The sequence below is a fragment of the Arthrobacter sp. UNCCL28 genome, assembly GCF_900102805.1.
Taxonomy (GTDB): domain Bacteria; phylum Actinomycetota; class Actinomycetes; order Actinomycetales; family Micrococcaceae; genus Arthrobacter; species Arthrobacter nicotinovorans_A.
Genome location: NZ_FMWE01000001.1, coordinates 135,588 through 161,881 on the forward strand (window position 1 = coordinate 135,588; position 26,294 = coordinate 161,881).

The 26,294-nt window shown below is 63.3% G+C and carries 25 protein-coding genes; 17 read left to right on the forward strand and 8 right to left on the reverse strand.

Features of this window, described 5'->3' with window-relative positions; all coding sequences use genetic code 11:
* Positions 1 to 441: a PLDc N-terminal domain-containing protein gene (locus BLQ01_RS00590; protein ID WP_026541301.1), complete on the reverse strand. Its 441-nt coding sequence runs from the start codon at positions 439 to 441 to the stop codon at positions 1 to 3.
* A gap of 87 nt (positions 442 to 528) precedes the next feature.
* Between BLQ01_RS00590 and BLQ01_RS00595 the strand changes: the two genes are divergently transcribed.
* Positions 529 to 840: a DUF4229 domain-containing protein gene (locus tag BLQ01_RS00595; protein ID WP_026541300.1), complete on the forward strand. Its 312-nt coding sequence runs from the start codon at positions 529 to 531 to the stop codon at positions 838 to 840.
* Between the two features lie 61 nt (positions 841 to 901).
* Here the strand turns inward: BLQ01_RS00595 and BLQ01_RS00600 are convergent, their stop codons facing one another.
* From BLQ01_RS00600 to BLQ01_RS00625, 6 genes are all read right to left on the reverse strand, one after another.
* Positions 902 to 1,783 (reverse strand): 1,4-dihydroxy-2-naphthoate polyprenyltransferase, encoded by an 882-nt coding sequence (locus BLQ01_RS00600; RefSeq protein ID WP_026541299.1) that lies wholly within the window; start codon positions 1,781 to 1,783, stop codon positions 902 to 904.
* Between the two features lie 60 nt (positions 1,784 to 1,843).
* Positions 1,844 to 2,983 (reverse strand): AMP-binding protein, encoded by a 1,140-nt coding sequence (locus BLQ01_RS00605; RefSeq protein WP_091549720.1) that lies wholly within the window; start codon positions 2,981 to 2,983, stop codon positions 1,844 to 1,846.
* Between the two features lie 10 nt (positions 2,984 to 2,993).
* On the reverse strand, positions 2,994 to 3,956 hold the full coding sequence (locus BLQ01_RS00610) for a 1,4-dihydroxy-2-naphthoyl-CoA synthase (RefSeq protein ID WP_091549721.1): 963 nt from the start codon (positions 3,954 to 3,956) through the stop codon (positions 2,994 to 2,996).
* 21 nt (positions 3,957 to 3,977) lie between these two features.
* Entirely contained in the window at positions 3,978 to 4,415 is a 438-nt protein-coding gene (locus BLQ01_RS00615; protein WP_091550312.1) for a VOC family protein, read from the reverse strand.
* A gap of 135 nt (positions 4,416 to 4,550) precedes the next feature.
* Positions 4,551 to 5,282, reverse strand: coding sequence for a CPBP family intramembrane glutamic endopeptidase (locus BLQ01_RS00620; protein WP_091549722.1), 732 nt, complete (start codon positions 5,280 to 5,282; stop codon positions 4,551 to 4,553).
* A gap of 46 nt (positions 5,283 to 5,328) precedes the next feature.
* Complete coding sequence (locus BLQ01_RS00625; protein ID WP_091549723.1) at positions 5,329 to 6,579, reverse strand: Nramp family divalent metal transporter; 1,251 nt, start codon at positions 6,577 to 6,579, stop codon at positions 5,329 to 5,331.
* A gap of 236 nt (positions 6,580 to 6,815) precedes the next feature.
* Here BLQ01_RS00625 and BLQ01_RS00630 point away from each other — a divergent pair, with 236 nt between their 5' ends.
* The 4 genes from BLQ01_RS00630 to BLQ01_RS00645 all read left to right on the forward strand — a co-directional run bounded on the left by BLQ01_RS00630 (position 6,816) and on the right by BLQ01_RS00645 (position 11,736).
* Positions 6,816 to 8,483, forward strand: coding sequence for an ABC-F family ATP-binding cassette domain-containing protein (locus BLQ01_RS00630; protein ID WP_091549724.1), 1,668 nt, complete (start codon positions 6,816 to 6,818; stop codon positions 8,481 to 8,483).
* Positions 8,484 to 8,725: 242 nt separating this feature from the next.
* Complete coding sequence (locus BLQ01_RS00635) at positions 8,726 to 9,073, forward strand: molybdopterin oxidoreductase (RefSeq protein WP_091549725.1); 348 nt, start codon at positions 8,726 to 8,728, stop codon at positions 9,071 to 9,073.
* Positions 9,073 to 10,122 (forward strand): NAD(P)/FAD-dependent oxidoreductase, encoded by a 1,050-nt coding sequence (locus BLQ01_RS00640; protein WP_091549726.1) that lies wholly within the window; start codon positions 9,073 to 9,075, stop codon positions 10,120 to 10,122. Before BLQ01_RS00635 ends, BLQ01_RS00640 begins: the two co-directional genes overlap by 1 nt.
* 150 nt (positions 10,123 to 10,272) lie before the next feature.
* Complete coding sequence (locus BLQ01_RS00645) at positions 10,273 to 11,736, forward strand: amino acid permease (protein WP_026541290.1); 1,464 nt, start codon at positions 10,273 to 10,275, stop codon at positions 11,734 to 11,736.
* A gap of 329 nt (positions 11,737 to 12,065) precedes the next feature.
* On the opposite strand, the gene BLQ01_RS00650 is transcribed toward BLQ01_RS00645, so the two are convergent.
* The gene (locus BLQ01_RS00650) at positions 12,066 to 12,935 is read right to left on the reverse strand and encodes a DUF1295 domain-containing protein (protein ID WP_091549727.1); all 870 of its coding nucleotides are present in this window, start codon (positions 12,933 to 12,935) and stop codon (positions 12,066 to 12,068) included.
* 96 nt (positions 12,936 to 13,031) lie between these two features.
* Here BLQ01_RS00650 and BLQ01_RS00655 point away from each other — a divergent pair, with 96 nt between their 5' ends.
* The 12 genes from BLQ01_RS00655 to paaZ all read left to right on the forward strand — a co-directional run bounded on the left by BLQ01_RS00655 (position 13,032) and on the right by paaZ (position 25,944).
* Positions 13,032 to 13,511 (forward strand): MarR family winged helix-turn-helix transcriptional regulator, encoded by a 480-nt coding sequence (locus BLQ01_RS00655; protein ID WP_091549728.1) that lies wholly within the window; start codon positions 13,032 to 13,034, stop codon positions 13,509 to 13,511.
* A complete protein-coding gene (locus BLQ01_RS00660) occupies positions 13,508 to 15,370 on the forward strand; it encodes an AMP-dependent synthetase/ligase (RefSeq protein WP_091549729.1) in 1,863 nt (620 codons plus the stop codon). The genes BLQ01_RS00655 and BLQ01_RS00660 overlap by 4 nt, the downstream gene beginning before the upstream one ends.
* On the forward strand, positions 15,367 to 15,786 hold the full coding sequence (locus tag BLQ01_RS00665; protein ID WP_091549730.1) for a DUF2177 family protein: 420 nt from the start codon (positions 15,367 to 15,369) through the stop codon (positions 15,784 to 15,786). Before BLQ01_RS00660 ends, BLQ01_RS00665 begins: the two co-directional genes overlap by 4 nt.
* 89 nt (positions 15,787 to 15,875) lie before the next feature.
* Positions 15,876 to 16,532: a pentapeptide repeat-containing protein gene (locus BLQ01_RS00670; protein WP_091549731.1), complete on the forward strand. Its 657-nt coding sequence runs from the start codon at positions 15,876 to 15,878 to the stop codon at positions 16,530 to 16,532.
* Between the two features lie 132 nt (positions 16,533 to 16,664).
* The gene (locus tag BLQ01_RS00675) at positions 16,665 to 17,891 is read left to right on the forward strand and encodes a thiolase family protein (protein WP_026541285.1); all 1,227 of its coding nucleotides are present in this window, start codon (positions 16,665 to 16,667) and stop codon (positions 17,889 to 17,891) included.
* The gene (locus BLQ01_RS00680) at positions 17,891 to 18,706 is read left to right on the forward strand and encodes an enoyl-CoA hydratase/isomerase family protein (protein ID WP_026541284.1); all 816 of its coding nucleotides are present in this window, start codon (positions 17,891 to 17,893) and stop codon (positions 18,704 to 18,706) included. Before BLQ01_RS00675 ends, BLQ01_RS00680 begins: the two co-directional genes overlap by 1 nt.
* Positions 18,703 to 19,566, forward strand: coding sequence for a 3-hydroxyacyl-CoA dehydrogenase family protein (locus BLQ01_RS00685; RefSeq protein ID WP_091549732.1), 864 nt, complete (start codon positions 18,703 to 18,705; stop codon positions 19,564 to 19,566). Before BLQ01_RS00680 ends, BLQ01_RS00685 begins: the two co-directional genes overlap by 4 nt.
* Before the next feature lie 34 nt (positions 19,567 to 19,600).
* The gene (locus BLQ01_RS00690) at positions 19,601 to 20,197 is read left to right on the forward strand and encodes a GNAT family N-acetyltransferase (protein WP_091549733.1); all 597 of its coding nucleotides are present in this window, start codon (positions 19,601 to 19,603) and stop codon (positions 20,195 to 20,197) included.
* Positions 20,198 to 20,715: 518 nt separating this feature from the next.
* Entirely contained in the window at positions 20,716 to 21,603 is an 888-nt protein-coding gene (locus BLQ01_RS00695; protein ID WP_026546486.1) for an SGNH/GDSL hydrolase family protein, read from the forward strand.
* A 348-nt stretch (positions 21,604 to 21,951) separates the two neighbouring features.
* Entirely contained in the window at positions 21,952 to 22,692 is a 741-nt protein-coding gene (locus BLQ01_RS00700) for a tyrosine-protein phosphatase (RefSeq protein WP_091549734.1), read from the forward strand.
* Positions 22,689 to 23,705 carry a glycosyltransferase family 2 protein gene (locus tag BLQ01_RS00705; protein WP_254779085.1) on the forward strand — a complete coding sequence of 339 codons (1,017 nt, stop codon included), beginning with the start codon at positions 22,689 to 22,691 and terminating at the stop codon, positions 23,703 to 23,705. Before BLQ01_RS00700 ends, BLQ01_RS00705 begins: the two co-directional genes overlap by 4 nt.
* 139 nt (positions 23,706 to 23,844) lie before the next feature.
* On the forward strand, positions 23,845 to 25,944 hold the full coding sequence (paaZ, locus tag BLQ01_RS00710; RefSeq protein WP_091549736.1) for a phenylacetic acid degradation bifunctional protein PaaZ: 2,100 nt from the start codon (positions 23,845 to 23,847) through the stop codon (positions 25,942 to 25,944).
* The last annotated feature ends 350 nt before the right edge of the window (positions 25,945 to 26,294 follow it).

Genomic DNA, 26,294 nt, shown 5'->3' on the forward strand with positions numbered 1-26,294 from the left:
CTACTTCAGCTCGTCGGTGTCATGGGGATCCGGCTCACTGCGTTTGGCATCGCCAGGCTTGAAACCGTTGCCCGTTGCCTCACCGGAGCCATCGGAAGGCTTGTCGCCGAGTTCGCGTTCCTTGGCTTCGAGCTCGGCCTTGAGCTTCTTCAGGCGATCATCCTCGGCCTGGTTGCGGCGGCGGGTTTCCAGGTTGCGGAGGAATTCGGGGTCGTCGTCCGGTGCTGTGGGATAGCGGCGAACGGTTTTGGCGGTGGGCTTGCCATAGGGCCGGCCGAAGATGAACCAGAGAACGGCACCCAGCAACGGCAGGACGATCATCACGATGATCCACGCGGGTTTGGAAATACCGCGTGTTTGGTGTTTGTCCGTGCGGATAACATCCACCAGGGCATAGACGAAGATGACCAGGACAACGACGACGCCTACAACGCGGAGCATGCACCAAGTCTAGTCGCCGGAAGCCATTCGCTGGACGCCCTCTTTTGCCCGTGACCAGAGTGCAACCATTGGGGCGGCTAAACTTGGATGGTGGCTTTCCTGAAGTATTCCCTCATTCGTCTGGCGCTGTTCGTGCCGTTGCTCGTACTCTTCTACTTTTTGGGGGTCGGACTGATCCCGGCGGTGATCTTCGCCGGCTTGATGGCGTTTGCCATCAGCTATTTGTTCTTCCAGAAACAGCGCGACGCCGCCACGGCAGCCATGCGCGAACGTTTCTCCGGGAGGGCCAAGCCCATCAGGACGGCGGGCGAGGTCGAGGACGCCGAAGCGGAAGATGGCCTGGTGGAAAAGAACCCGGACATCGCCGTGAACAACGACAAACGCCCGGGTTCCCTCTAGGAGTTTTTGTACAGCTAACGCCCCCAAGAAGCCTTCTTGGGGGCGTTAGCTGTACAAAAACTTAGAAGCCGCGGCTCAGGATCAGGCCCAGCGAGAACAGCAGGCTGTATCCGAGGTTGATCATGCCGGTCTGCTTGAGGACGGGGATGAGGCTCTTGCGCTTCTTCCCGTTCACCATCAGCCAGGCCGGCATCAAGCATGCCGGGATCAGCAGCAGGACGATCAGCATCCACGGCTTGGTGGGAGCCAGGACGATGACCAGCAAAATGGCGACGGCCAGCATCAACACGTAGCTTTCACGGGCGTGGCGGTCCCCAAGACGCACCGCCAGGGTCCGCTTTCCCGCAGCCGTATCCGTGGGAATGTCCCTGACATTGTTGGCCATCAGCAGGGCGCATGCGATGAGCCCCGTACCAATCGCACCGATCACCGCGGCCAGGCTGACCTGGCCGGCCTGGGTGTAGGTGGTGCCGAGCGTGGCTACAAGCCCAAAGAATACGAACACGAAAACATCGCCCAACCCCATGTAACCGTAGGGGTTCTTGCCACCGGTGTAGCCCCAGGCCGCCAGGACGCAGCCGATGCCCACCAGAATCAGCCACCATGCCTGGGTGATGATGACCAGGATCAAGCCGCATATCATCGCGGCGCCGAACAGTCCGAACGCTGCCCACTTCACTTGCTCAGGCAACGCAGCCCCGGATCCCACAAGGCGCAGTGGGCCTACCCGGTCTTCATCGGTGCCGCGGATGCCATCGGAGTAGTCATTGGCGTAGTTGACGCCGATCTGGAGCAGCAGCGCGACGAGCGCAGCCAGGATCGCGTTGGGCAGCCGGAACGCATGGAGCTCGTACGCCGCTGCCGAACCGATCAGGACGGGCGCGATCGCCGCGGGCAGTGTGCGGAGCCGGGCTCCTTGGATCCATTGTGCAGCTGTCGCCACGTGTAGTACCTCGTGTATTTCGCGGTTGTCTTGAGTCGGTTCGGGGAGGGAAGAACGTGTCTATTGTCCCTGATGCAGTTCGGAAAGCTGTTCAATCATGGCCAGCCTGTCCGGTTTTCCGTTGGGGAGCATGAGCAACTCGTTCTCCGCCAGCACCGTCTTGGGCGCCAGGACGCCCAGTGCTGCCTCGCGCCGGGACGTGAAGCCCTTGATGCCTTCGGGGCTCGGATCCGTCACCGCCACGTAAGCTGCCACGGCCTGCCCCCACTCGCGCGACGGGACGCCGGTCACGAAAGCCGCGGTGACGCCGTCGAGCTCTTCCAGCTTGCCTTGGATGTAGGCCGCGGAGGCTTTGACGCCACCGGTGATGATCACGTCATCGGCCCGTCCCAGGACGGTGAGCTTGCCGTCGTCGGACAGCTCCCCGAGGTCGCCGGTGACGTACCAGCGGACGCCGTCCTCCTCGAAGAAGGCTGCTTTGGAAGCCCGGGCCGCATCGAGGTAACCGGCAGCAACGGTGTCGCCGCCGAGCAGGATGCGTCCTTCCAGATCACCTTCGCCGATCCGGACCTCGACGCCGTCCAGCGGCTCGCCGTCGTACACGCACCCGCCGCAAGTCTCGGCTGAGCCGTAGGTGGTCACCACCTTGAGTCCCTGGGCGTGCGCGGCGGCGAGGAGATCGGGGGAGGCGGGAGCGCCGCCGAGCAGGATCGCGTTGAAGCGGCGCAGGACGGCAAGGGTTTCCGGCGCGGGGGAGTCCAGGAGGCGCTGCAGTTGCGTGGGTACCAAGGACGTGAAGCGGATCTTGTCCGTGAGTTCCTCCGCGGCAGCGGTAAAGGCCTCCGGTGTGAAGCCGTTGGACTGGTCCATCACCCACGGGCGCGTGCCTGCATAGAGCGAGCGGACCAGCACCTGGACACCGGCCACGTACTGCAGGGGGAGCGCCAGCAACCACTGGCCTTCACCGCGCAGGGCCATGGCAGTAGAGACCGAGGATGCTGCAAGGGCGTCGATGGTCAGGATGGTGGCCTTGGGCGTCCCGGTCGAACCGGAGGTGCGCACCACCACTGCCGCGTCCTCGACGCCGGTCTCCACCGGCACTGCTTGCGGCGCGCCGCTCTCGTCCAGGACGATTTCGACGGCGGGACCCTCGCCGTGGAGGGCGGCCATCAGGGCTTTGAGTACGGGATCAATGTCCACAGGGTGAGTCCTAGAAGTAGTAGGGGAAGCTGGACCAGTCGGGATCGCGTTTCTGGAGGAACGCTTCCTTGCCTTCCACGGCCTCGTCCGTCATGTACGCCAGGCGGGTGGCTTCGCCGGCGAAGACCTGCTGGCCTGCCAGTCCGTCGTCGGCCAGGTTGAAGGCGAACTTGAGCATGCGGATGGCCTGCGGCGACTGGCGGGCGATATCAGCGGCGTACTCGAGGGCGACGTCTTCCAGCCGTGCGTGGTCCACGGCCTCGTTCACCGCACCCATCCGCACCATGTCATCTGCTGAATATTCGCGGGCCAGGAAGAAGATTTCCCGGGCGGCCTTCTGCCCGATCTGGCGGGCCAGCAGCGCAGAGCCGTATCCGGCGTCGAAACTTCCCACCGTGGCATCGGTCTGCTTGAACTTGCCGTGCTCGCGCGAGGCGATGGTGAGGTCGCTGACCACGTGCAGTGAGTGGCCGCCGCCTGCCGCCCAACCATTAACGACGGCGATGACCACCTTGGGCATGGTCCGCATGAGCCGCTGGACTTCCAGGATGTGGAGCCGTCCGGCGCGGGCGGGGTCGATAAATTCAGCGGAGTCACCCGCAGCGCCTTCTACTTGGTAGCGGTAGCCGTCGCGCCCGCGGATGCGTTGGTCCCCGCCTGAGCAGAACGAGTGGCCGCCGTCCTTTTCCGAAGGTCCGTTGCCGGTGAGCAGCACGGTGGCGACGTCCGGAGTCATGCGCGCGTGGTCCATGGCGCGGTACAGCTCGTCCACGGTGCCCGGGCGGAACGCGTTGCGGACTTCGGGGCGGTTGAAGGCGATCCGGACCGTAGGGAGGTCCTTGACCGTGCCGTCAGCGGAGCGCTCTACCTGCCGGTGGTAGGTCATGTCCTTGAAGTCGTCAAAGCCGGAAACCGTGCGCCAGCGTGAGGGGTCAAAGACGTCGGAAACCTTGGCAGGGAGTTGGTTGTTCACACTCCGAGTCTAGTAATGGCCTTAGCTGATGCAGAACTCGTTGCCCTCGGGGTCTGCCATGGTGTGCCATTCGTGGGGTCCCTGATTGGCGGTCCACAGGTGTTTGGCACCGCGGGCTTCAAGTTCTTTGCGCACCTCATCCTTGTCCCGGCCGTCCAGCCTGACGTCCCAGTGCACTCGGTTCTTGACGGACTTTTGGTTGGGGTCTGTCTGGAACAGGATGCGGCGGCCGGTCTTGGGATCGGTGTCCTCGGCAGGCACGATCGCGCAGCCCTCGGCCCAGACCAGCTTGCCGTTGTGGGTGATGGTCTGGTCGTCGGTGGCGAACCCCTGCTCGATCATGGACCGGATGAAGGCCTCATCCTGGGGCTCCACGTTCCATTCCAGCGTTTCGGCCCACCAATCGGCGAGCTCATGCGGCTTGTTGCAATCGACTACTACCTGGATGTTCAGTGTCATGCCCACCACGCTATTCCCGGCGACGGGTGGCCGGTAGGTGGATGCGGTCATTTTTGGTCCGGATTGCACGCCTAGGGCGCATTCAAGCGTGTTTGAGTCGCGTTCAAGCGCGCTTGCCAGGCTCAAAAAGGTGACTTAGTTGGGCAACATTTCGGGCGGGATGGCGTAGATGAGCACTACTGCCATGAGGTTCTTCGCCGCATGGACAAAGTAGGAGAACATCAGGTTCTTCCCTGTCCAGACATACACCGCCACCAAGACCACGGCCATTCCCAGGTACGGCGCCAAAGCGGACAACACCAGTCCTTCACGGCCCACCACATGGATGGAGGCGAAAACCACCACGGAGATCACGCAGCAGATCCAGATGTTCACGTACTGCGACAACTTGCCGATCAGTAGGTGCCGGAACAGGTACTCCTCCACGAACGGGCCCAGCAGTACCAGCAGCGGCACCATCAGCCATGCCGGTACTTGCTGCAGCAGGCCTTGGATACCCAACTGGTTTTCGGAGCTTTGTGCCGTACCGAATGCCGCCACCAGGACGGCCGTGAGGATCAGCATCACCACGATCGCCAGCGGGATCATCCCGAGGGTGAACCAAGGGCGGGTGGCCAGGATCTTGAGGTCGCGCCCTGCGACGCGCCACGCGGAGGCCACTGCAAATATTCCGACGCCGGCATAAAAGAGGGCATTGACGGCATAGGAGGCGGTGGCCGGCTCGGGGAACAGTTGGAGCATGAGCCGCTCCACCGCTTCGCCCGCGAAAGTGAAGTAGGCAGTGAAGCCGAGGTAGACCGCTACTGCCAGGGCGTCGAGGGCGGTGAACCTGTACAGACGTGCCTTGGTGGAAAGTGGTGTGCCCATGTGAACAGCCTAGCTTTGCGTGGCCCCGGCATTAGTGCGGGCCCAGTCAGGACTGGCCCGTCAAAGTCAGCGTGATGAGCACGCAGTTCAATCCCACGATCAGCACAGCACTGGTCCAGCCCGCAATGCGAAGCGGCATGGAGTCCGTGTGCAGTCCCATGACCTCCTTCTTGCCTGTGAGGCGGATCAACGGAATCAGGGCGAACGGGATGCCGAAGCTGAGCAAAACCTGGCTAAGTACCAAGGCCAGCGTCGGCTCGATGCCGGCACCCAGGACTATCAGGGCGGGGATCAGGGTGATGACGCGCCGGGTCAGCAGCGGAATGCGGACTTTCAGGAGGCCACCCATGATGGTCGCCCCGGCATAACAGCCAACGGACGTGGAGGCCAGTCCTGAGGCCAGCAGGCCGATCGCGAAAATGACTCCGATCGAGGGGCCCAGGGCCGATGTCACCGCCGCATGGGCGCCTGCGATGGTATCGGTACCTTCGATGCCGCGGAGGCTTGAGGCAGCAAGGAGCAGCATAGAGATGTTCACTACCCCTGCCAGCAGCAGGGCGCCAACAACGTCCGTCCGGGTGGCCCGGATCAAACGGTTCCGGACCAGCGGGTCAGGTGAGAACCCGTGCCGGTCGCGGGCCAGTGCAGAGTGGAGGTAGATCGCATGGGGCATCACCGTGGCCCCGAGCATGCTGGCTGCCAAAAGGATGGTGTCGGTGCCTTCAAAGCGCGGAACCAGGCCACCCAGTGCGCTCGCGGCATCGGGCGGGTTGACGAACAGCCCGGAGACGAATCCCACTGCGATCACTCCCAGCAACACCAAAATGGCGTACTCGAAGGACCGTTGCCCGCGCCGGGACTGGAGAGCCAGCAACATCATGGAGGCAATGCCCACTATGACTCCGCCGGCCAACAAGGGGAGCCCGAACAACAGGTTCAAAGCCACAGCCCCACCAATGACCTCTGCCATGTCCGTAGCTCCGGCAACAACTTCGGCTTGCACCCAGTAGAGGCGCCGGCGCGTGTTTCCCAGCCGCTTCCCCAGGATTTCCGGCAGGCTCATCCCGGTAGCGAGGCCAAGTTTGGCCGACTGGTACTGCACCAGGACGGCCATGGCGTTCGCCACAACCAGTACCCAGACCAACAGGTAGCCGTAGTTTGCACCCGCAGTGAGGTTGGCGGCGACGTTTCCCGGGTCAACGTAGGCGATCGCGGCCACGAAGGCGGGCCCCAGCAGTAAAAGCCGTGACCATACTTTGCCGGGTGTGGCACGTTTTTCCAGTGCGGGTGCAGCCATTGGGGATCCTCATCGTTGGGGGTTCTCCTTCTGAGAATACCGAAATTTAGGCATACCGAAAAGTTTTATTTAGGGCATCCGGTTTTCGTGGGACATCTCCGCCGCGAACTTGACGCGGCCGGGATCCATGGGCAGGCTGGAGCCATGAAGTCTTGAGCGCAGCCCCCTTCCTGCGGCTGCATCCCCAGTACCCACATGGCTTTAGGCCACCCACTGCGGACTTGCGAGGATTCCTCTTGACTGACCACCTTTACCTTTCCGGCGTTTCCCATGGCTATGGGGACCGCGAACTTCTCCACAACGTTGACCTCGCCATCCACCACGGCGAGCATGTAGCAATCGTCGGCGAAAACGGCGCTGGAAAATCCACTCTGCTGCGACTGCTGTCCGGGGTGGAAACCCCCGACGACGGCGCTGCCGGCTTGAGCGGTAACCCCGGCTATCGCGTGGGTTACCTCGCCCAGACCCACGGCTTCTCCGAGTCCGTAACCGTTGGGGACGCCATCGATTCCTCCCTGGCTTCGCTGCGTTCCCTTGAAGCCCAAATCCTCGACCTCGAATCAGGCCTCGCCGATGCCGGCAGTGAAGAACTTGAGCTCTACGGAAGCCTGCAAACGGAGTACCAACTCCGTGAGGGCTACGCTGCCGAATCCCGGGTGGAAGCAGCGCTGGACAAGTTGGGGCTGGGAGGCTTGGACCGGCGTCGAACGCTTGGATCTTTGTCCGGCGGCGAGCAGGAACGCGTGGCGCTGGCCTGCTTGCTGGCTGATCCCGCCGAGGCGTTGCTCCTGGACGAGCCAACCAACCACCTGGATGCGAACGGAACCGCATGGCTTGAATCGCGGCTGGCCGCGCACCGGGGCACCGTGGTGGTGGTCTCGCATGACCGTGTCCTGCTGCGGAAGGTGGCCACCACCATCATCGAAGTGGACGCCGATCGTCGCTCCGTGAACCGTTACGGGAACGGCTATGAAGGCTACCTCCATGAGAAGGCCGCCGAACGTGCGCGGTGGATCCAGCAATACGATGAATGGCTTGATGCCATGGCCGCCGAACGCCTCCAGGCCGCCACTGTGGGTGACCGCATGGGCTACGGACGCAAACGCGACAACGACAAGATGGCTTTCGGGTTCAAAGCCGGCACATTGCAGAGCGCGGTCTCCAGTAAAGTCCGCAACGCCCAGGAACGGCTCCGCAGGCTTGAAGAGAACCCCGTGGACCGGCCACCGGTGCCACTGAAGCTGGCGGCACCTGTGGGAGCCACTGCCGTGGAAACAGGGGATCCTGCGCTCGAAGCCCGGGGCGTCAGTGTCCCGGGAAGACTCGAACGCACCGACCTGAGGGTGGAGACCGGCCAAAAGGTGCTCATCACCGGGCCCAACGGCGCAGGTAAATCCACGCTGCTGTCGGTGCTGACGGGGAACGTGGAGCCCACCACCGGCTCCGTAGCCGTTAACGGGACCGTGGGTTATCTGCAGCAGGAGTTGGAGGTCCCGACGCGCCCGTCACTGCGGTTGCTTCCGGCGTTCGCTGCAGGATTGGGCGGAAACATCGATGAACACGCTGAGGGTTTGCTCCGCCTGGGCCTCTTCCGGCCGGCCGAATTCCATGTCCCCGTCGGTGGCCTCTCGGCAGGACAACAACGCCGGCTCGCCCTCGCCCGGCTCCTGCTGGGCGGATTCGAAACAATGATCGTGGACGAGCCCACCAACCATCTGGCGCCCGTCCTGGTGGAACAACTGGAGTCCGCGCTGGCCTCGTTTGCCGGGACTTTGGTGATCGTGAGCCATGACCGTGCCCTCGGGGAGTGGTTCGATCACTGCGCCCGCGTTGGCGGGACTGGCCGGAACTCTTCGGCGGGTTCATGGGTCCGCTACGGGATGCAGGGCGGCGAACTGCGGTAGCCGCTATGGTTGGCTTCACAGTGGGGCTCCTTCCCTTCCGGGCGTCCCGTGCTGCGCGTCTCCTAGGGCGCATTCCTTGCCGTATGTCCCGTGCTGCGCGTTCCCTCACCGGCCTGCCGCGCCGGTGAGCTGTTGGCAAAGTGATCGTTACCCTCTGTCCTGCCTTCGGAAACACGGCGGCGGACGTCCTGAAACATCGGCAGAGCACCATGGAAAGGGCACCGGCCGAAAGGACTTGTCCCGTGATCATCCAGAACCTCTTCCTGCAGGGCATCTACAACTTCGAAGGCGCGGGGCTGGATAAGCCGATTCCGCTGCACGCCGAGCTCTCACACTTTGTCCCGGACGGCGTGATCAACCAGACGCTCTACTTCCGCGGCGGTAATTCGAGCGCGGAACTGATCACCGTGGTGCTGATGCGCGACCGCGTTCCCCTGCGCTATTTTCCGATCGGGGCCAAGAGCGATGTCCACATTCCGCTGCGGGTAGTGGAGGACACTGAGGGCGGCTCGGTGATCGAACTGTTCATCGTGGCCCCGGCCGGCGTTCGGGGTTACGTGGTGGTGGACCTTGGCATGGTGGAGCACTGATGAAGAAGCAACTGGTAGTGGTCGGAAACGGTATGGCCGGCGCCCGGGTTGTAGAAGAAATTCTGGCAAGGGGCGGTGCCGATCTCTTTGAGATCACCATGTTCGGCGAGGAGCCCTATGGAAACTACAGCAGGCTCATGCTCAGCCATGTCCTCTCGGGGGAGGAGAGCGTGGCGGACATTTTCCTCAACTCCCTGCCCTGGTACCAGGCGAACAACATCACGCTCCATGCCGGGGTCCGGGTGGACCGGATCGATAAGTTCAGCCGGCACGTCTTCGCCGCCGATGGCCGGGTGGTCCAGTACGACCACCTGATCATCGCTACCGGCAGCCGCCCTTACCTGCCATCCATGGAGGGGCTGTATTCGCCCAGCGGAACGCTCCGGCGGGGCATTTTTACTTTCCGGAACATGGAAGATACCCGCAGGATCATGAAGTTCGCCGGGCTCGGGCAGCGCAGTGATGAGCAAAGCAGGGCAGTGGTGGTTGGTGGCGGTTTTTCAGGTCTGGCGGCAGCCCGGGGATTGCGTGCAGCCGGCATGGATGTCCGCGTGGTCCACTCGGGCAGCCATCTGATGAGCGCGCAGTTGGGTCCCGACGACGCTGCAATACTGCGGCGAAGCGTTGAGGCGCTGGGAATCAGGGTGCACCGAGGAAGCCGGACCACCGCGATCCGGGGGTCGGACAGGATCACCGGGGTGGGCCTGAACGACCAGCCGGACCTCGACTGCGACATGGTGGTGCTCGCCGCAGGGAAAAGACCCAAGGTCGATGTCGCCGTCGTGAGCGGTTTGGCAGTGGAGCGGGGGATCGTGGTTGATGACCATATGCGGGTTTTGGATGAGGAAGGAATCCATGCTGTGGGGGAGTGCGCGCAGCACCGCGGTGAGGTCTATGGGCAGTTGGCACCTGTGTGGGAGCAGGCCGCCGTGCTGGCTGACCAGCTCACGGGCGTGGATTGGCGTTCGATGTATCTCGGGTCCTCCGTCCTTTGTCCACAGCCCCCTGTTGCCTGCGTCACGGGCATTCCGGTTAATCCCGTAAGATAGACGGGTTGCGCGAAGCTTCGGCGTTCTGCGTTCTTTGTCACACTTCGGGTCCTCAAAGGAGGGAAAACTCGAATTTTGTGTGCCAAAGCCGCCTGTGTTCCGGCATGGGCGTAACACCTACAGCAATACCCCAACCCACAAGGAACAGCTGTGCCGCAAAGTACTCCCACAGATCTCCAGAGCTCCAAGGCCTCATCCGCCGCCTCGGGCTCAACCCTCAGCGCTGAGGGATACCAGAAGACCCTGAGCCGCCGCCATGTCACCATGATCGCCATGGGCGGCGCCATCGGCGTCGGCCTCTTCATGGGTGCCGGTGGGCGCCTGGCCTCCACCGGTCCTGCCCTGATCTTCTCCTATGCCATTGCCGGCGTCATCGCTTACCTGCTGATGCGCGCGCTCGGTGAACTCATCATGTACCGCCAGACCTCGGGCTCTTTTGTGAGCTACGCCGGTGAAATGTTCGGCAAGAAGGGCGCGTTCCTTTCAGGCTGGATGTACTTCATCAACTGGGCCATGACAGGCATCGCCGAACTGATTGCCATTGGCCTGTACTTCCAGTTCTTCTTCCCGAATGTCCCCATTGAACTGTCCGCCATCGCTGCGCTGGTGCTGCTGGTGGCCGTGAACCTGTTCAGTGTCAAGGCGTTCGGCGAGTTCGAATTCTGGGCGTCCTGCCTCAAGGTCGCCGCGATCCTGATTTTCCTTGCCGTGGGCACTTTCATGGTGGTCACCAACGCCAAGGTGGGGGATGGCCATGCATCCGTGGCCAACCTCTTCCACGAAGACGGCGGCATGTTCCCCAAGGGTGGCCTGGTGATGATCCTGGTCCTGAACGCCGTGATCTTCGCTTACAACGCCATCGAACTGGTCGGCATTACCGCAGGCGAGATGGAAAATCCGGAACGCGAAGTTCCCAAGGCGATCCGCGCCGTCGTGATCCGCATTGTGGTTTTCTACGTCGGTTCGGTGACGCTGCTCGCCATGCTCCTGCCCTCTGACCAGTACGTTGCCGGCACCTCGCCGTTCGTTACCGTCTTCGGCCAGATGGGCCTGGGCTGGATGGGTGATGTGATGAACATGATCGTCATCACCGCAGCACTGTCCTCCTGCAACTCGGGCCTGTACTCGATCGGCCGCATCTTCCGCACCATGGCCAACAACGGCCATGCACCCCAGTGGCTCACCAAAATGTCCACCCGCCATGTGCCGTATGCTGCCATTCTTGCGATCGGCGGCGTCTACCTCGTGGGCATCCTGCTGAACATCTGGCTGGGTGGTTCGCACGCCTTCGACCTCGCGTTGAACACGGCCTCCATCGGCGTGATCTTCACGTGGGGTTCGATCTTCGCAAGCCAGATTGCCCTGCGGAAAAAGCGCGGCAATGTCTCCAGCCTGCCGATGCCCGGTTCGCCGTGGACCAGCTGGCTCGGACTTATCGCGCTGCTGGCCATCACGGTGCTGATCGGGTTCGACACCATGACCGACAAAGCCACCGGCGAGGTCTTCCTGCTGGGCCTGTGGACCCTCGCCACCATTCCGTTCTTCGCCCTGGTCCTGTGGCTCGGGTGGCAGAAGGTCAAGAACAACCAGCCCAAGAGCGAGCTTTTCAGCTAAGACTCCGCTGGGTCCTGCGTTCAAACGTACGACGGCGCGTGCCTCCTTCCGGGGGCACGCGCCGTTTGCGTTGGTGGGACCTCGCGTTGCGGGGCCCGCTGTGCTGGGTAAGTGGGGTGTGATGCGGGCAGAGTGGGCCTCGCAAGGAACGGACCTCGCGTTGTGGGGCCCGCTGTGCTGGGTAAACGGGGTGTGATGCGGGCAGAGTGGGCCTCGCAAGGAACGGAACTCGCGTTGTGGGGCCTGCTGTGCTGGGTAAACGGGGTGTGATGCGGGCAGAGTGGGCCTCGCAAGGAACGGACCTCGCGTTGCGGGGCCTGCTGTGCTGCCTAACCGAACTTGGGGATCAACACCGGAGTGCTCTTCTTGTACTCCTCGTACCCGGCCTCGCCACCCCAGGTTTTGTCGGCCTTCTTTTCCAGGAGGGGGATGCCGCTGACTTTGGTGAGCAGGAGGGTGACGAATACCGGGGAAATCAGTGCCACCCACTGCCAGCCTTGGAGCACGGGGATGGCGATAATGGCCACGCCGGTCCACAGGAGGATCTCTCCGAAGTAGTTCGGGTGCCTGGATTTGGCCCACAGCCCTGTGGAGATGAACTTGCCCTTATTGGCGGGGTCGGACTTGAAGCGGCTCTTCTGCTTGTCGGCCACGATCTCAATGGCGAATCCTGCGGCCCACAACAGGAATCCGAGGATCGCCAGCCAGTCGAGCCCTACCCGGTTGGTGCTGGTGATGGCCACCCATGCCGCAGCCGCCGTGAAGACTACCCAGAGTCCTTGGATGGTCCACACGTTGAGGAAGCGAACCAACGATGGCTTGATGTCGTCGAAGCGGTCGTCCTTGCCGGCCTTGTGGATCCGGCGGGAGAGGAAGGTGCCCAGCCGCAGCGCCCAGGCGGCAACCATGGCGGCGAGGAGGAGCGAGCGGGCATCGATCCCGGGCGTGGCAATCACCAGAAGAACGGTGATGGCCACATATGTCAGGGAGCCGGTGAGATCAAAGTACTTCTCCGTCTGGGCTTTGAAGGAGGGGATGAACACCAGCCATTGAATGATGAACGCTCCGGCGACTGCTGCCGCAAAGAGCGGAATTCCGGCCACGCTTGCCCCATGGTGGCTTCCGGCCACGGCGACGAGCGCGCCCAGCAGTACCACCACGGGAAGGGCAATCAGGCCCTTCCTGTCTGAATCCTTCACGATGGGGCTCCCTTTCGCTGGCTGAAAGCGCTGCCTTTTGCAGACGCTGATACCTAGCCTGTTTGATGTTCAAACTTATTTGATTACTATATAACCATGCAAAACGATGAAAAGGCTACCGGCGGGTTCGGCCATCCAGCCGCCGGGACCTTGCAGGGTTTGTTTGGGCTCGCCAATGAGACCGAGCGGAAAGTTGCCCGCGCCTTGGAGCTCAACCTCACCGATTACAGGGCTCTCACCGTGCTGGCCGACTCCGGCCCGGTCACGGTCGGATCCCTCGCCTCGGAGCTGGGTGCGACGGCGGCCACCACCACGGCCCTGGTCAGTCGCCTTGAGTCCCACGGCTACGTGGAACGGCTCCGCAGCACGGAGGACAGGCGCCAAGTGCACGTCAACGTCACCGAGGCCGCATCACGCCGGATCAAAGACCTGATGCGGCCCCTCCTCTCTGCCGCCAACGCCCAACTGGACGCTTTGCCCACCGACCAGCAGGTCGTCGTCGCGGAATTCCTCGACGCCGTCCGGAACCTTATGGAGGATCACTTGCAGTCCCTCTCCATGGCGGACACCCGTTGAGGGAATTTACATCGCCGCCGCTCGTCGACACCGCCAACCACCGCAATGCCACAGAACTGCTGATGCACCGTTTCCGGACCAATCCAGGCCACATCGCCTTCGAGGTCCGGGAGGCGGCGATCACCGGGCCGTGGAGGCAGGTAACCACCGGGCAGTTCGTGGACGAAGTCCGGGCGCTGGCCAAGGGATTCATTGCTGCGGGAATCCAGCCGGGTGAGTCTTTGGCCATCATGTCCCCCACCCGGTACGAGTGGGCACTGGCCGACATGGCAGCCTGGTTCGCCGGCGCCGTCGTGGTTCCTGTATATGAAACCTCAGCGGCCCCGCAGGTAACGGCGATCCTGGCCGATGCCGATGTCCGCCTTGCCGTGGGCGGCAGCGCAGAGCACGCGGCCTTGCTGGAACAAGGGTTCAACCAGGCAGGCATCCATCCGCTGGGGATATGGACCCTCGATGCCAGCCCTGGCGCCGACATCGCTGACCTGGTGTCGCGCGGTGTTGAAGTCCCGGACAGTGTTGTGGAGGATCGGCGCCTGCTGGCCGACCTCGATTCCGTGGCCACCATTGTGTATACCTCCGGCACCACCGCGGCGCCCAAGGGTGCCCTCATCACGCATGGCAACTTCGTGGGACAAGTGCTGAACGTGGCAGGTGCCTACACCGAGGTAGTCCGCGAGGGCGGCAACACCATCATTTTCCTGCCCATGGCGCACGTTTTGGCGCGCGGGCTCCAACTGATCTGCCTGGCCAACGGCATGAGGATCGCGCACCTTTCAGATCCCCGGGACGTCGTCCCTGCGCTGGGAGCCCTTAAGCCCACGTTCCTGGTGGTGGTCCCGCGCGTGCTGCAGAAGATCCAGGCGTCCGCCGCTGCCGCTGCCACGCAGAAAAAGCTCGGCCGTGTGTGGGCGGCGGCCCAGCGAACCGCTGTGGAGTGGGGACGGTTCGCTGAAGCGCACGACGCCGACCCTCGCCTGCGTGCCACCGCCGGCCTCCGCATCCGGCGGGCTTTGTTCGACCGCCTCTTCTATGCCCGGCTCCGGAACCTGGTGGGCGGGCGGCTCGACTACCTGCTGTCCGGCGCCGGTGCGCTCGATGCTGAACTGTCCCTCTTCTTCCGTGGACTGGGACTTCCGGTGATCGAGGGCTACGGCCTCACCGAAACCACGGCCCCGTTGACGGGAAACCTGCCGGGGTCCATCAATTCCGGATCCGTGGGCGTCCCGATGCCCGGAACCACCGTGCGCCTTTCGGCTGAGGGGGAGGTGCTGGCCCGCGGCGTTGGTGTCTTCGCCGGCTACCGCCGGGCGTCGGACGACGCCGAAGCGTTCGTGGACGGGTATTTTCGGACCGGTGACCTGGGCGAGCTGGATCACTTGGGAAGGCTCACCCTCAAAGGCCGGATCAAGGATGTGATTGTCACCGCTGGTGGAAAGACCATTTCGCCATCCATCTGGGAAGGCTACGTTGAAGGCGATCCATTGGTAGCCCACGCCGTGATGGTGGGGGAGGGCAAACCCTATCTGGGCGGACTGGTGCTGCTGGACCCCGAATCGTTGGCAGCGTGGGCGGAGCGCGAGGGCATCGCCGACCTCAAGGGGTTGCGGATTCCAGAGGACGGCGGCGCTGTCCAAATAGAGGACGTCCGGCTTCTTGCGCTCATTGGCCAGGCCGTTAGTGACGCCAATTCGAAAATTGCCCGCTCGGAGCAGGTGAGGCGGTTCGTCCTGCTCCTGACCGACCTCACGGAGGCCAACGGGATCGTGACACCCACCATGAAGCTCAAACGTGGCGCCTTTACCGAACGCGCCAGGCACATTGTGGACAACCTCTATGCAGACCCCCGGCGCCAAGGATGAACGCGGGCCTGAAACGCTGGCTTCTGTCCTATGCCCTGGCCGCGGTGGTCTTTGCCGCGATCGACGTCGTCTGGATCCTCACTGTGGCGCAGCGGCAATATGAAAGCCAGATTGGGCACCTCCTGGCGTCCAGCCCGCACCCGGTGGGGGCAGTGCTGTTCTATCTGGTCTTCGTCGCCGGCATTGTCCACTACGGGGTGAGGCCGGGGAAAGCTGACATCACCCTGCGCAGGAGGATCCTCGGTGGAGCCCTGTTCGGGTTCTTCACCTACTCCACCTGGGCTTTGACTGCGCTCGCCATCCTTAAGGACTTCCCTGCACTGGTGGCCGTGACGGATATCCTCTGGGGCGTGGGAGTCTGCGCCGTTGTCACTTGGCTGACTGCCTTGGTGGGGACTGTCAGGGGTCGGGTCTAGGCTCGATGTATGGAACTCACCACCACCCTGACGCAACACAATAACGGCGCCCTGCCCTGCAGCTCTTCTGCGAAGGCGGTATCCCTCTGATGGCGGCTGCGAAGATTGCAGCACCCAAAATTTCCCCTGTCCGCCTGGAGGAACTGCGCGACGACGACGCCCCCGACTTCCAGCGCGGCGAACGGTATGACGGTGTCCGGTGGACCAAGGTCTCCGCTGACGGGGAGGAACTGAGTGGTTCGGACTTTATCGAGTGTGAGCTGAACGGCGTCTCCTTCAATGAAGCCCAGCTGCGCGGGGCCACGTTCCGTGAGTGCATTCTGGCCGAACCTTACGCGCCCATCTTCACTGCGGCGCGGAGTTCGTGGCAGGACGTGGAGATCAGCAACCCGCGATGGGGTTCGGCCGAACTCTACGAGGGAAACTGGCGCTCCGTCCGGATCGACGGCGGCAAGCTGGACTATGTAAACCTTCGGGGCTCCAAGGTGATGGATGTGCAGATCTCCGATTGCATCATCAATGAGTTGGACCTCGGTGCCTGCGCCGGGACCAGAATCGCTCTGAAGAACTGCACCATCGGCACCTTGGATGTCACGGGAGCCAAGCTGAAGGACGTGGATCTGCGGACCTCCGGGTTCCGGGGCATCAACGGACTGGCCGGGTTGGCGGGCGTCATTATTGACGACTATCAACTGAGCCTCATGGCGCCCCTTTTGGCGGGCCACCTGGGGATCCGGGTGGTTTGATCCGGCTGTGGGCCGGTGCAGCAGATGACGCCAGCTGTTGACCGGTCCGCCTGGCCGTGTAACCTTTATAGAACGAACGGTCGGTATATTATTCCGCGCCGGTCCCTTTCACTTTTCGCGAAGGATGTTCTCATGGTCGAGGCTTTTCTTGTTGGCGGCGCACGAACGCCTGTAGGTCGCTATGGTGGGGCTCTGTCCTCGGTCCGTCCCGACGACCTCGCTGCACTGGTGGTCCGGGAAGCAGTGGCGCGTGCCGGCGTCGACCCTGACTCCATCGATGAGGTGATCCTCGGCAACGCCAACGGCGCCGGCGAGGAAAACCGGAACGTTGCCCGCATGGCCACGATCCTGGCCGGACTTCCCCTCCACATCCCCGGCATCACCGTGAACCGGCTCTGCGCATCGGGCCTCAGCGCGATCATCATGGCCAGCCACATGATCAAGTCCGGAGCGGCGGACATCGTGGTGGCCGGTGGCGTTGAGTCCATGAGCCGGGCCCCTTGGGTGCAGGAGAAGCCGACCACCGCGTTCGCCAAGCCCGGCCAGATCTTCGACACCTCCATCGGCTGGCGCTTCGCCAACCCGCTCTTCAGCAAGGGCGAGCTCTCCCGGGACGGCAAGATGACCTACTCCATGCCCGAAACGGCGGAGGAAGTGGGTCGCGTGGACAACATCTCCCGGGAAGACGCTGACGCCTTTGCTGTCCGCTCCCATCAGCTGGCCCTCGCAGCCATCGCCGGCGGACGGTTCAAGGATGAAATCGTTCCCGTGACCGTCAAGACGAGGAAGTCCGAGACCGTGGTGGACACCGACGAGGGCCCCCGCGAGGGCACCACCATGGACGTCCTGGCTGGGTTGCGACCCGTTGTCCCCGGTGGATCCGTGGTCACTGCTGGCAACTCCTCCTCGCTCAATGACGGCGCCTCAGCCATCATCGTCGCCTCCGAAGCGGCCATCAAGAGGTTCGGCCTGACGCCGCGCGCACGGATCATCGACGGCGCATCTGCCGGGTGTGAGCCCGAAATCATGGGCATTGGCCCGGTTCCGGCCACGCAAAAGGTCCTGGCCCGCACCGGCCTCACCGTGGACCAACTGGGGGCCGTGGAACTCAACGAAGCCTTCGCCACGCAGTCGCTTGCCAGCATGCGCCGCCTCGGCTTGAACCCGGAGATTGTGAACAACGACGGCGGTGCCATCAGTTTGGGGCACCCCCTCGGTTCCAGCGGCTCACGGATTGCGATCACGCTGCTGGGCCGGATGGAACGCGAGCTCACCTCCACTACGGGACCGAAGCTTGGACTGGCGACGATGTGCATCGGCGTCGGACAGGGAACCGCGATGCTGCTGGAAGGCATGTAATGGCACTGAACCCGGAAGACTTCACCACCCTCCTGCTCGAGGACCGCGAAGACCGCCTCACGGTTCTGCTGAACCGCCCCGAGGTCCGTAACGCGATCGACCAGACCATGGTGGACGAACTCCACCAGGTCTGCGCCGAGCTGGAACGGAACCCCAAAGTACTGATCATCGCCGGGACCGACGGTGTTTTCGCCTCCGGAGCCGATATTGGGCAGTTGCGCGAACGTCGCCGCGATGACGCCCTGCAAGGAATCAACTCCACCATTTTTGTGCGGATCGCCAAACTTCCCATGCCCGTTATCGCGGCCTTGGATGGCTATTGCCTGGGTGGTGGCGCTGAGCTCGCCTATGCAGCGGACTTCCGCATTGGTACTCCGAGTGTCCGGATTGGAAACCCGGAGACGGGACTCGGAATCCTCGCCGCAGCCGGTGCCAGCTGGCGGCTCAAAGAGCTCGTGGGTGAGCCCAAAGCCAAGGAAATCCTCTTGGCCGGGACTGTGCTGCGGGCAGAAGAAGCCCTCCGGATCAGCCTCATCACAGAGATTCATGAAGCTCCGGAGCTGATGGATGCGGCGCACAAGCTGGCCGACCGGATCGGCCGCCAGGATCCCTTGGCGGTCCGCATCACCAAATCCGTCTTCCATGCCCCCGCCGAGGCCCACCCCCTGATCGACACCCTCGCCCAGGGAATTCTCTTCGAGTCCCAGGCCAAGTTCGACCGCATGCAGGCGTTCCTCGACAAAAAGTCGGCCAAGGCTTCGCAAGATTCCGCAACCGATGATGCCGACCCGACTCACGACAGGACCCAGAAATGACCGTTGTTCCCGCCATCCCGCACGTCGTTGGAGTCCTCGGTGGTGGCCGGATGGGTGCCGGAATCGCACACGCATTCCTCACTAAAGGTGCCACCGTGATCGTGGTGGAACGCGACCACGAGGCAGCAGCCGGAGCGCAGGATCGCGTTGCTGACGCCGTCACCAAGTCCGCCGCTCGCGGCACCCTGAATGAAACTCATGAACAGGCGATGTCCCGTTTCAGCACCTCCACGGACTACACCTCGTTCATCCACTGCGGACTGGTGGTGGAAGCGGTGCCGGAGGATTACGATCTCAAAGTCAAGGCGCTGAAGGCTGTGGAGGAACACCTATCCGCCGATGCCTTCCTTGCATCGAACACCTCCTCGCTTTCCGTCACTGGACTGGCCAACGAACTTCGCCGGCCCGCCAACTTTGTGGGGCTGCACTTCTTTAACCCGGTGCCCGCATCCACCCTCATTGAGGTGGTGCTGGCCAAGGAGACGTCTCCCGAACTCGCTGCTGCGGCCAAAAACTGGACTGAGGCACTCGGCAAGACCGCCGTCGTCGTCAATGACGCTCCCGGCTTCGCGTCCTCAAGGCTCGGCGTCGCCATTGCCCTTGAAGCTATGCGCATGGTGGAGGAGGGCGTGGCATCGGCCGAGGACATCGATGCCGCCATGGTCCTCGGTTACAAGCACCCCACGGGCCCGCTGAAGACCACGGACATTGTGGGCTTGGACGTCCGGCTGGGCATTGCCGAATACCTGCACTCGACTCTTGGTGACCGTTTCGCTCCGCCGCAGATCCTCCGGGACAAAGTGGCTCGCGGTGAACTCGGGCGCAAGACGGGCAAGGGTTTCTTCGGCTGGAACGACTGACCTCCGGCTTGCCGCGGGCGGTTAGGCTAGCCGGGTGACCTCAATTGAACCCATCACCCTGACCGGAAAATTCGTGACACTGGAACCCTTGAGCCAGGAACACCATGACGGGATGGTGGAGGCGGCCCGCGATGGCGACCTTTGGAAGCTTTGGTACACCTCCGTGCCGACGCCGGAGGGCATGGCTGCTGAAATCGATCGCCGCCTGGGCCTCCAAGCGGAGGGGTCCATGCTGCCTTTTGCTACGCGATCCAACGCCACGGGCAAGGTCATCGGCATGACCACGTACATGAACATCGACGCTGCCACTCCGCGGTTGGAGATCGGCTCCACCTGGAACGCCGCGTCGGCGCACGGTACGGGGACCAATCCGGACTCCAAGCTGCTGCTTCTGGGGCATGCCTTCGAAACACTGGGTTGTGTAGCTGTTGAATTCTGCACGCACTGGATGAACCAGCAGTCCCGGGAAGCCATTGCCCGGCTCGGCGCCAAGCAGGACGGCGTGCTCCGAAGCCACTCCCGCAGCAAGGACGGCGCCCTTCGCGACACCGTGGTGTTCTCCATCCTCGAGCACGAGTGGCCCGCTGTGCGCAACGGGTTGGAGTTCCGGCTGGCCAAGTACGGCGCGTAGGTTCTTGCCACCCCGCCGAGGAGTGAGCTCTCGCCTGTATCCTGGCGCTCAATGTGCCGGGATCTAACCCCTCGGCGAGCGTGGTGGGGGAGTGCGTGCGGTGAGGGGTGAGCTCTCGCCTGATTGTGTGCGCCGAGGGGTGAGCTCTCGGCTTTATGGGGTTGGGGATTGTGCCGGGATCTAACCCCTCGGCGGCCACGTGGAGGGGGTTGTACGTCGAGGGGTGAGCTCTCGCCCTTTTACGTGTGCCGAGGGGTGAGCTCTCGCCCTTTTACGTGTGCCGAGGGGTGAGCTCTCGCCCTTTTACGTGTGCCGAGGGGTGAGCTCTCGCCTTTATGGGGTAGGGGATTGTGCCGGGATCTAACCCCTCGGCGGCCAGGGAGGTCTGTTCGCAGCTCTCCCGCAGGCGTACTCTGGGCACACATTGCCCCGGTATGCGGCCGAATGGTGGGGCGAGCCGTGACCTCCGCACTTTCGGAGTGCCGGAGCCCCATTTGAGCAGTATGAAGGGGAACGTCATGGCAACTCATCAAGCACGACGACGGCTGGCTGCTTTGGCGGGCGGGCTCGCTGTCCTGGGACTTTCGCTGGGGTTCGTGGGGAGTCCGGCTACCGCGGCTCCGCCGCCATCCGTTGACTATGTGGCCCTTGGCGATTCTTACACTGCAGGTACGGGAGCTGGTGGCCTGTACAGGGACGCGCCTTGCTGGCAGAGCCACCCTGGCTATGTGGACGTGGTTGCTGATACTGGCCGGGTCAATCTACTGGCCAACCTCGCCTGCCACGGGGCACTGTTGACCTTTGATCCGGAATTTCCGAGTCCCTTCTATAACGGCGCACCAACGGTTCTGGAGCAGATCGCCGTCGGCCAATCCGTGCTCCGAGAAGCGGAATTGGTGAGCCTCTCCGCCGGTGCCATTGATGCGGGAAGCCTTTTGGCGCTCCAAGCGTGCGCATCAACGGATAATGCGGGTTGCGCGGCCACCGTCAACGCAATTATTGCCAACCTTCCCGTACTGGAGGCCGGCCTTGAGGGCGTCTACCAAACCATCCGCGCTTCTGCTCCACGGGCAACCATTGCTGTGATGGGTTACCCGCGTCTCTTCGATCCCGTCAATGGTCTGCCGGTCATTCCCGTTGAGAACCAGGCAAACGTCAACAGGGCCACTGACGCCCTCAACTCTGCCATCGCCAAAGCAGTCGCTGACAGCCGGACCAACGCCAAGTTTGTTGACGTTACCAAGAGGTTCGCCGGGCATGCAGCGAATTCGTTGGATCCATGGATAGTGCTGGACTTCCGGCTGCCGCTCCCTGACGCCAACTTCCATCCGAATGTCGCCGGGCACCAGGCCTACGCAGCGGCATTGGTCTCGACGGTCAAACCCGCCCAACTCACGAAGCGGTAAGGCCATTCCGTTCGCCGAGGGGCGGGCTCTCGGCAATATGCGAGCTTGAATGTGCCGAGAGCTAACCACTCGGCGGCCAGGAGGGGTGAGAGCTAACCTCTCGGCGGGCCTCGATGTGCCGAGAGCTAACCTCTCGGCGGGCCTCGATGTGCCGAGAGCTAACCTCTCGGCGGGCCTCGATGTGCCGAGAGCTAACCTCTCGGCGGGCCTCAAAGGGGCGAGAGCTAACCCCTCGGCGACCAGGAGGGGTGAGAGCTGACCCCTCGGCGGCCAGGAGGGGTGAGAGCTAACCCCTCGGCGCGCCCCACCACTCACGCGCCCACCCGCGCATGTGCTTAGCTGGCTCCTATGGAGGGGACACCTGAAGCTCAACAAAGCGTCCACTGGGACGGCGCCGTGAATGCGTGGCGGATCGCCGGCGATGTCTACAGGATGGGCCGGCACGAGTGGGTCACCCAGGCCGGTTGGCAGCAGATGTACGACGACGGCGTCCGCACCGTGATCGATCTCCGTGCCGACCGCGAACGTCACCAACGCGACACCGATCCTGAGGTGCCGGAAGACGTGAAGGCGCGTATCGACGTCGTACATTGCCCTACGGAGGATCCGGACCATCGCCGCTTCAGCGAGCTGTTCGGCCCGTATCTGAAGGATCCGGCGCAATATGGCGATTACGTGGACCTGTTCGCGGACAGGATCGCCCCGGTCTTCAAAGCCATCGCGGCCTCGCCCGGCAAGGTGGTGGTCCATTGCTCGGCGGGGCGGGATCGCAGTGGGGTGATCGCGCTGATGCTGCAGCGGCTTGCGGGTATGAGTGACGAGGCCATTGTGCGGGGCTATGAGCTCGCAGCCAGGGGAATCAATGAGCGGCATCGCACGCACGGAGCCCCGCATGCCCATGATCCGTTCCTTCCTGAGGACGAGCTCGAGGCCATCCTGGAACAGAAGAGGGCGGGCCTGCTCAGGTTCCTCGAAGGGCTGGATGTCCTGGAATTCCTGAAGGCCAACGGGGTCTCGGAACACGAGGTGGGCGCGTTGAAGTCCAAGCTCGGTTCCGGGGCCATCGCCGCTGCTAACATGCAGGATTGATCACACTTTCCCAACGGAATGGACCCGCCATGAACGCCGGTGCCCGCGTCACCATCGTGACCCGAACCAAGAACCGCCCAATCTTCCTGGCCAGGGCACTGGATGACATCTTCGCCCAGACGTTCCAGGATTTCGAGTTGGTGATTGTGAACGACGGCGGCAACCCGGCCGACGTCGACCATCTCACCGCCCAGCGGGCGGATGACGAGCGGAAGCGCATCACCACGCTTCACCATTCCGCATCCGTTGGCATGGAGGCGGCGTCGAATGCGGGAATCAAGGCCGGTTCGGGCGAGTTCATCGTGATCCACGACGACGACGATTTTTGGGCTCCGAACTTCCTCGAAAGCACCGTGGCGTACCTGGATGAGCCTGCCCATGGGGGCGAAAGCGGTGTGATGGTCCGCACCGAGATCGTCATTGAGGAGCTGAAGGGGGATCGCATTGAGCCGATCCGCCGGGAGATCTTCTGGGCGGACATGCAGCAGATCACCCTTGCGGACATGTTGAAAATCAACCGGGCCGTTCCCATTTCCTTCCTGTACCGCCGGGAACTGCACGACGCCGTGGGCTACTACAACGAAGACCTTCCCGTGGTGGGCGACTGGGAGTTCCACTTGCGCGTCCTTAGCCACTCGCGTGTCGGCTTCCTCGACGGCGAACCCCTTGCGTTTTGGTCGCAGCGCCCCGAATCCCAGGGGCATGACGGCAACAGTATTTTCGCAAAGGCCGCGGAGCATGCCCGCTACGATGCCTTGGTCCGCGACCAGCATCTCCGGGATGGTGTTACCCAGGGTGGGCTGGGCGGGATGTTGTACCTGACCCGCGTCCTGGCTGAGCAGGAGGAGCTGATCCGGGACCAGCAGCGTCGCCTCGACGAGACCGGGGCCAAGCTTGACCATGTGCTGGAGCGGCTCGATGCCTTGAATCAGACTGTCATTTCGCGGACGAGCGTGGGGGAGTTCCTGAAGAAGCCGTTGTTGCTGGCGAAGAAGCTGGGCGGCCGGAGCTAAGGTCCCTCACGAAATACCTGCTGTACTCTTCCGGGCATTCATGTACCCTGTATATATTACCGAACGGCCGGTCAGTAATGTTGGCTCCAGTCAGCAGGGACCGTGCCGCTTTCACGTGCCTTGGAAGGACCCGTCGACGATGACCACTACAGCAGTCGCCCCGGAAACCACAGCCGTTGCAACCGTGCCCAGTTACGTTCAGGATGCCTGGTGGACGCCGGCCCCTGACGCCAGGAAAGTCCCGGTCCGCGATGCCAGCACCGGAGAAGTCCTGGCCAACGTGAGCACCGACGGTCTGGACCTTGCCGCCGTCGTAAATTACGGGCGGACTACGGGCCAAACCGAACTCGGGAAGCTGACCTTCCACCAGCGTGCCCTCAAGCTCAAGGAGCTTGCCCAGTACCTCAACGGGCGGCGCCAGGAACTCTACGAATCCTCGTCGCAGAGCGGTGCCACCAAGATCGACAACATGATCGACATCGACGGCGGCATCGGCGTGCTCTTCACGTTCGGCTCCAAGGGCCGCCGTGAACTGCCCAACTCGCAGGTGGTGGTGGACGGCCCCCTGGAGGTGCTCTCCAAGGACGGTTCGTTCGCCGGCGAGCACATTTACACCCGCATTCCGGGCGTTGCCGTGCAGATCAACGCCTTCAACTTCCCCGTGTGGGGCATGCTGGAGAAGTTCGCACCCGCGTTCCTCGCCGGCGTCCCCACGATCGTGAAGCCTGCGACGCCGACCGGTTATGTTGCCGCCGCTGCGGTCAAAGCCATGGTGGAATCGGGCATTCTTCCGGCCGGCTCGCTCCAGCTGATCTCCGGTTCCGCGCGGACCATCCTGGACGAACTCGACTACCGCGACCTCATATCCTTCACAGGCTCGGCGTCCACGGCGAACTCGCTGAAGGGCCACCGGAACGTGGTTCAGGGCGGCGTCCGTTTCACCTCTGAGACCGACTCCCTGAACGCCGCGATTCTGGGGCCCGATGCTGTTCCCGGCACGCCCGAGTTCGACGCCTTCGTCAAAGCCGTGGTCACAGAAATGACCGTCAAGGCTGGCCAGAAGTGCACCGCCATCCGCCGCATCATCGTTCCGCAGGCCCTGACCGCAGACGTTGCTGCCGCCGTCGGAGCCCGCATCAACGAGCGCGTCGTCGTAGGTGACCCCCGCGCCGAGGGCGTCACCATGGGTGCGCTTGCATCCCTGGAGCAACTCGCGGATGTCCGCGCTGCAGTGCAGTCAATGCTCGACGCCGGTGGGGAACTTGCGTACGGATCCCTCGATGCGCCGTCGGTCACCTCGGTTGGCGGTGCCGTGGGCGTAGTGGAGGACGGTGCGTTCATGTCGCCCGTGCTCCTGAGCTGGTCCAACGCCGAAGCCGAAGAAGTCCACTCGCTCGAAGCCTTTGGCCCGGTTTCCTCCGTGATGGGTTACTCGGACCTGGCCGACGCAGTCCGCCTCGCAGCCCGCGGCTCCGGTTCCCTGGTGGCCTCGGTATGCACCAACGATCCTTCAGTTGCCCAGGAGCTCGTGCTTGGCATTGCCGCCCACCACGGCCGCGTGCACATGCTCAACCGGGAAGATGCCCGCTCCTCCACCGGTCACGGTTCCCCCGTGCCGCACCTGGTTCACGGCGGACCCGGTCGGGCCGGAGGCGGCGAGGAGCTGGGTGGCATCCGCTCCGTGCTGCACCACATGCAGCGCACCGCCATCCAGGGTTCGCCGAACATGCTGACTGCCGTCACGGGCCAGTGGCACACCGGCGCCGACCGCAACTTCACGGTGGAAACCGAAGGCGAGCACCCGTTCCGGAAGTCGTTGGCGACCCTGCGGATCGGGGATGCCATTCGCTCCGAACTGCGCGAAGTGAAGCTTGAGGACATCACGGCTTTCGCCAACTCCACAGGCGACACGTTCTACGCGCACACCAACCAGGAAGCAGCCGAAGCCAACCCGTTCTTCCCGGGCATCGTGGCCCACGGCTACTTGCTGCTGAGCTGGGCTGCCGGGCTCTTCGTGGAGCCGGCTCCGGGCCCTGTGCTGGCCAACTACGGCTTGGAGAACCTGCGCTTCACTACCCCCGTGGCTGCGGGCGACTCCATCCGGGTCACCCTGACGGCCAAAAAGATCACGCCTCGTGAGACTGATGAGTACGGCGAGGTGGCCTGGGATGCCGTCCTGACCAACCAGAGCGAGGAAATCGTGGCCACGTACGACGTCCTCACCCTCGTGGAGAAGTAGCCCTCTCTCATGTCCCGTGGACTTGAGCGGGACGCTCTCTCATGTCCCGTGGGGTGTGGGGGATCGCTCTCTCATGTCCCGTGGGGTGTGGGGGATCGCTCTCTCACGTCCCCCGGGTTTGGGCCGGTCCATCTATCACATCCCCCCGGGTTGGCCGGTCCCTCTTGCAGCAACGACAAAACGCCTTTCCCCTTCAATGGGGAAAGGCGTTTCGTCGTTCCGCCTGAAGGTAGTCAGGAGGAACAACACGACGACGACGGCACCTGGCTTCGCCACGCCCGCCACCTTGGGGGATGTGGAAGAGGGTTTGGTTCAAGCCCGGGGGAGGTGGAAGGGGGTCACGCTCAAGC

Coding starts and splice junctions, on each gene's coding strand:
- BLQ01_RS00590 (WP_026541301.1), bottom strand. CDS start 441: ATGCTCCGCGTTGTAGGCGTCGTCGTTGTCCTGGTCATCTTCGTCTAT.
- BLQ01_RS00595 (WP_026541300.1), top strand. CDS start 529: ATGGTGGCTTTCCTGAAGTATTCCCTCATTCGTCTGGCGCTGTTCGTG.
- BLQ01_RS00615 (WP_091550312.1), bottom strand. CDS start 4,415: ATGACACTGAACATCCAGGTAGTAGTCGATTGCAACAAGCCGCATGAG.
- BLQ01_RS00620 (WP_091549722.1), bottom strand. CDS start 5,282: ATGGGCACACCACTTTCCACCAAGGCACGTCTGTACAGGTTCACCGCC.
- BLQ01_RS00625 (WP_091549723.1), bottom strand. CDS start 6,579: ATGGCTGCACCCGCACTGGAAAAACGTGCCACACCCGGCAAAGTATGG.
- BLQ01_RS00640 (WP_091549726.1), top strand. CDS start 9,073: ATGAAGAAGCAACTGGTAGTGGTCGGAAACGGTATGGCCGGCGCCCGG.
- BLQ01_RS00655 (WP_091549728.1), top strand. CDS start 13,032: ATGCAAAACGATGAAAAGGCTACCGGCGGGTTCGGCCATCCAGCCGCC.
- BLQ01_RS00665 (WP_091549730.1), top strand. CDS start 15,367: ATGAACGCGGGCCTGAAACGCTGGCTTCTGTCCTATGCCCTGGCCGCG.
- BLQ01_RS00670 (WP_091549731.1), top strand. CDS start 15,876: ATGGCGGCTGCGAAGATTGCAGCACCCAAAATTTCCCCTGTCCGCCTG.
- BLQ01_RS00675 (WP_026541285.1), top strand. CDS start 16,665: ATGGTCGAGGCTTTTCTTGTTGGCGGCGCACGAACGCCTGTAGGTCGC.
- BLQ01_RS00680 (WP_026541284.1), top strand. CDS start 17,891: ATGGCACTGAACCCGGAAGACTTCACCACCCTCCTGCTCGAGGACCGC.
- BLQ01_RS00685 (WP_091549732.1), top strand. CDS start 18,703: ATGACCGTTGTTCCCGCCATCCCGCACGTCGTTGGAGTCCTCGGTGGT.
- BLQ01_RS00695 (WP_026546486.1), top strand. CDS start 20,716: ATGGCAACTCATCAAGCACGACGACGGCTGGCTGCTTTGGCGGGCGGG.
- BLQ01_RS00700 (WP_091549734.1), top strand. CDS start 21,952: ATGGAGGGGACACCTGAAGCTCAACAAAGCGTCCACTGGGACGGCGCC.
- paaZ (WP_091549736.1), top strand. CDS start 23,845: ATGACCACTACAGCAGTCGCCCCGGAAACCACAGCCGTTGCAACCGTG.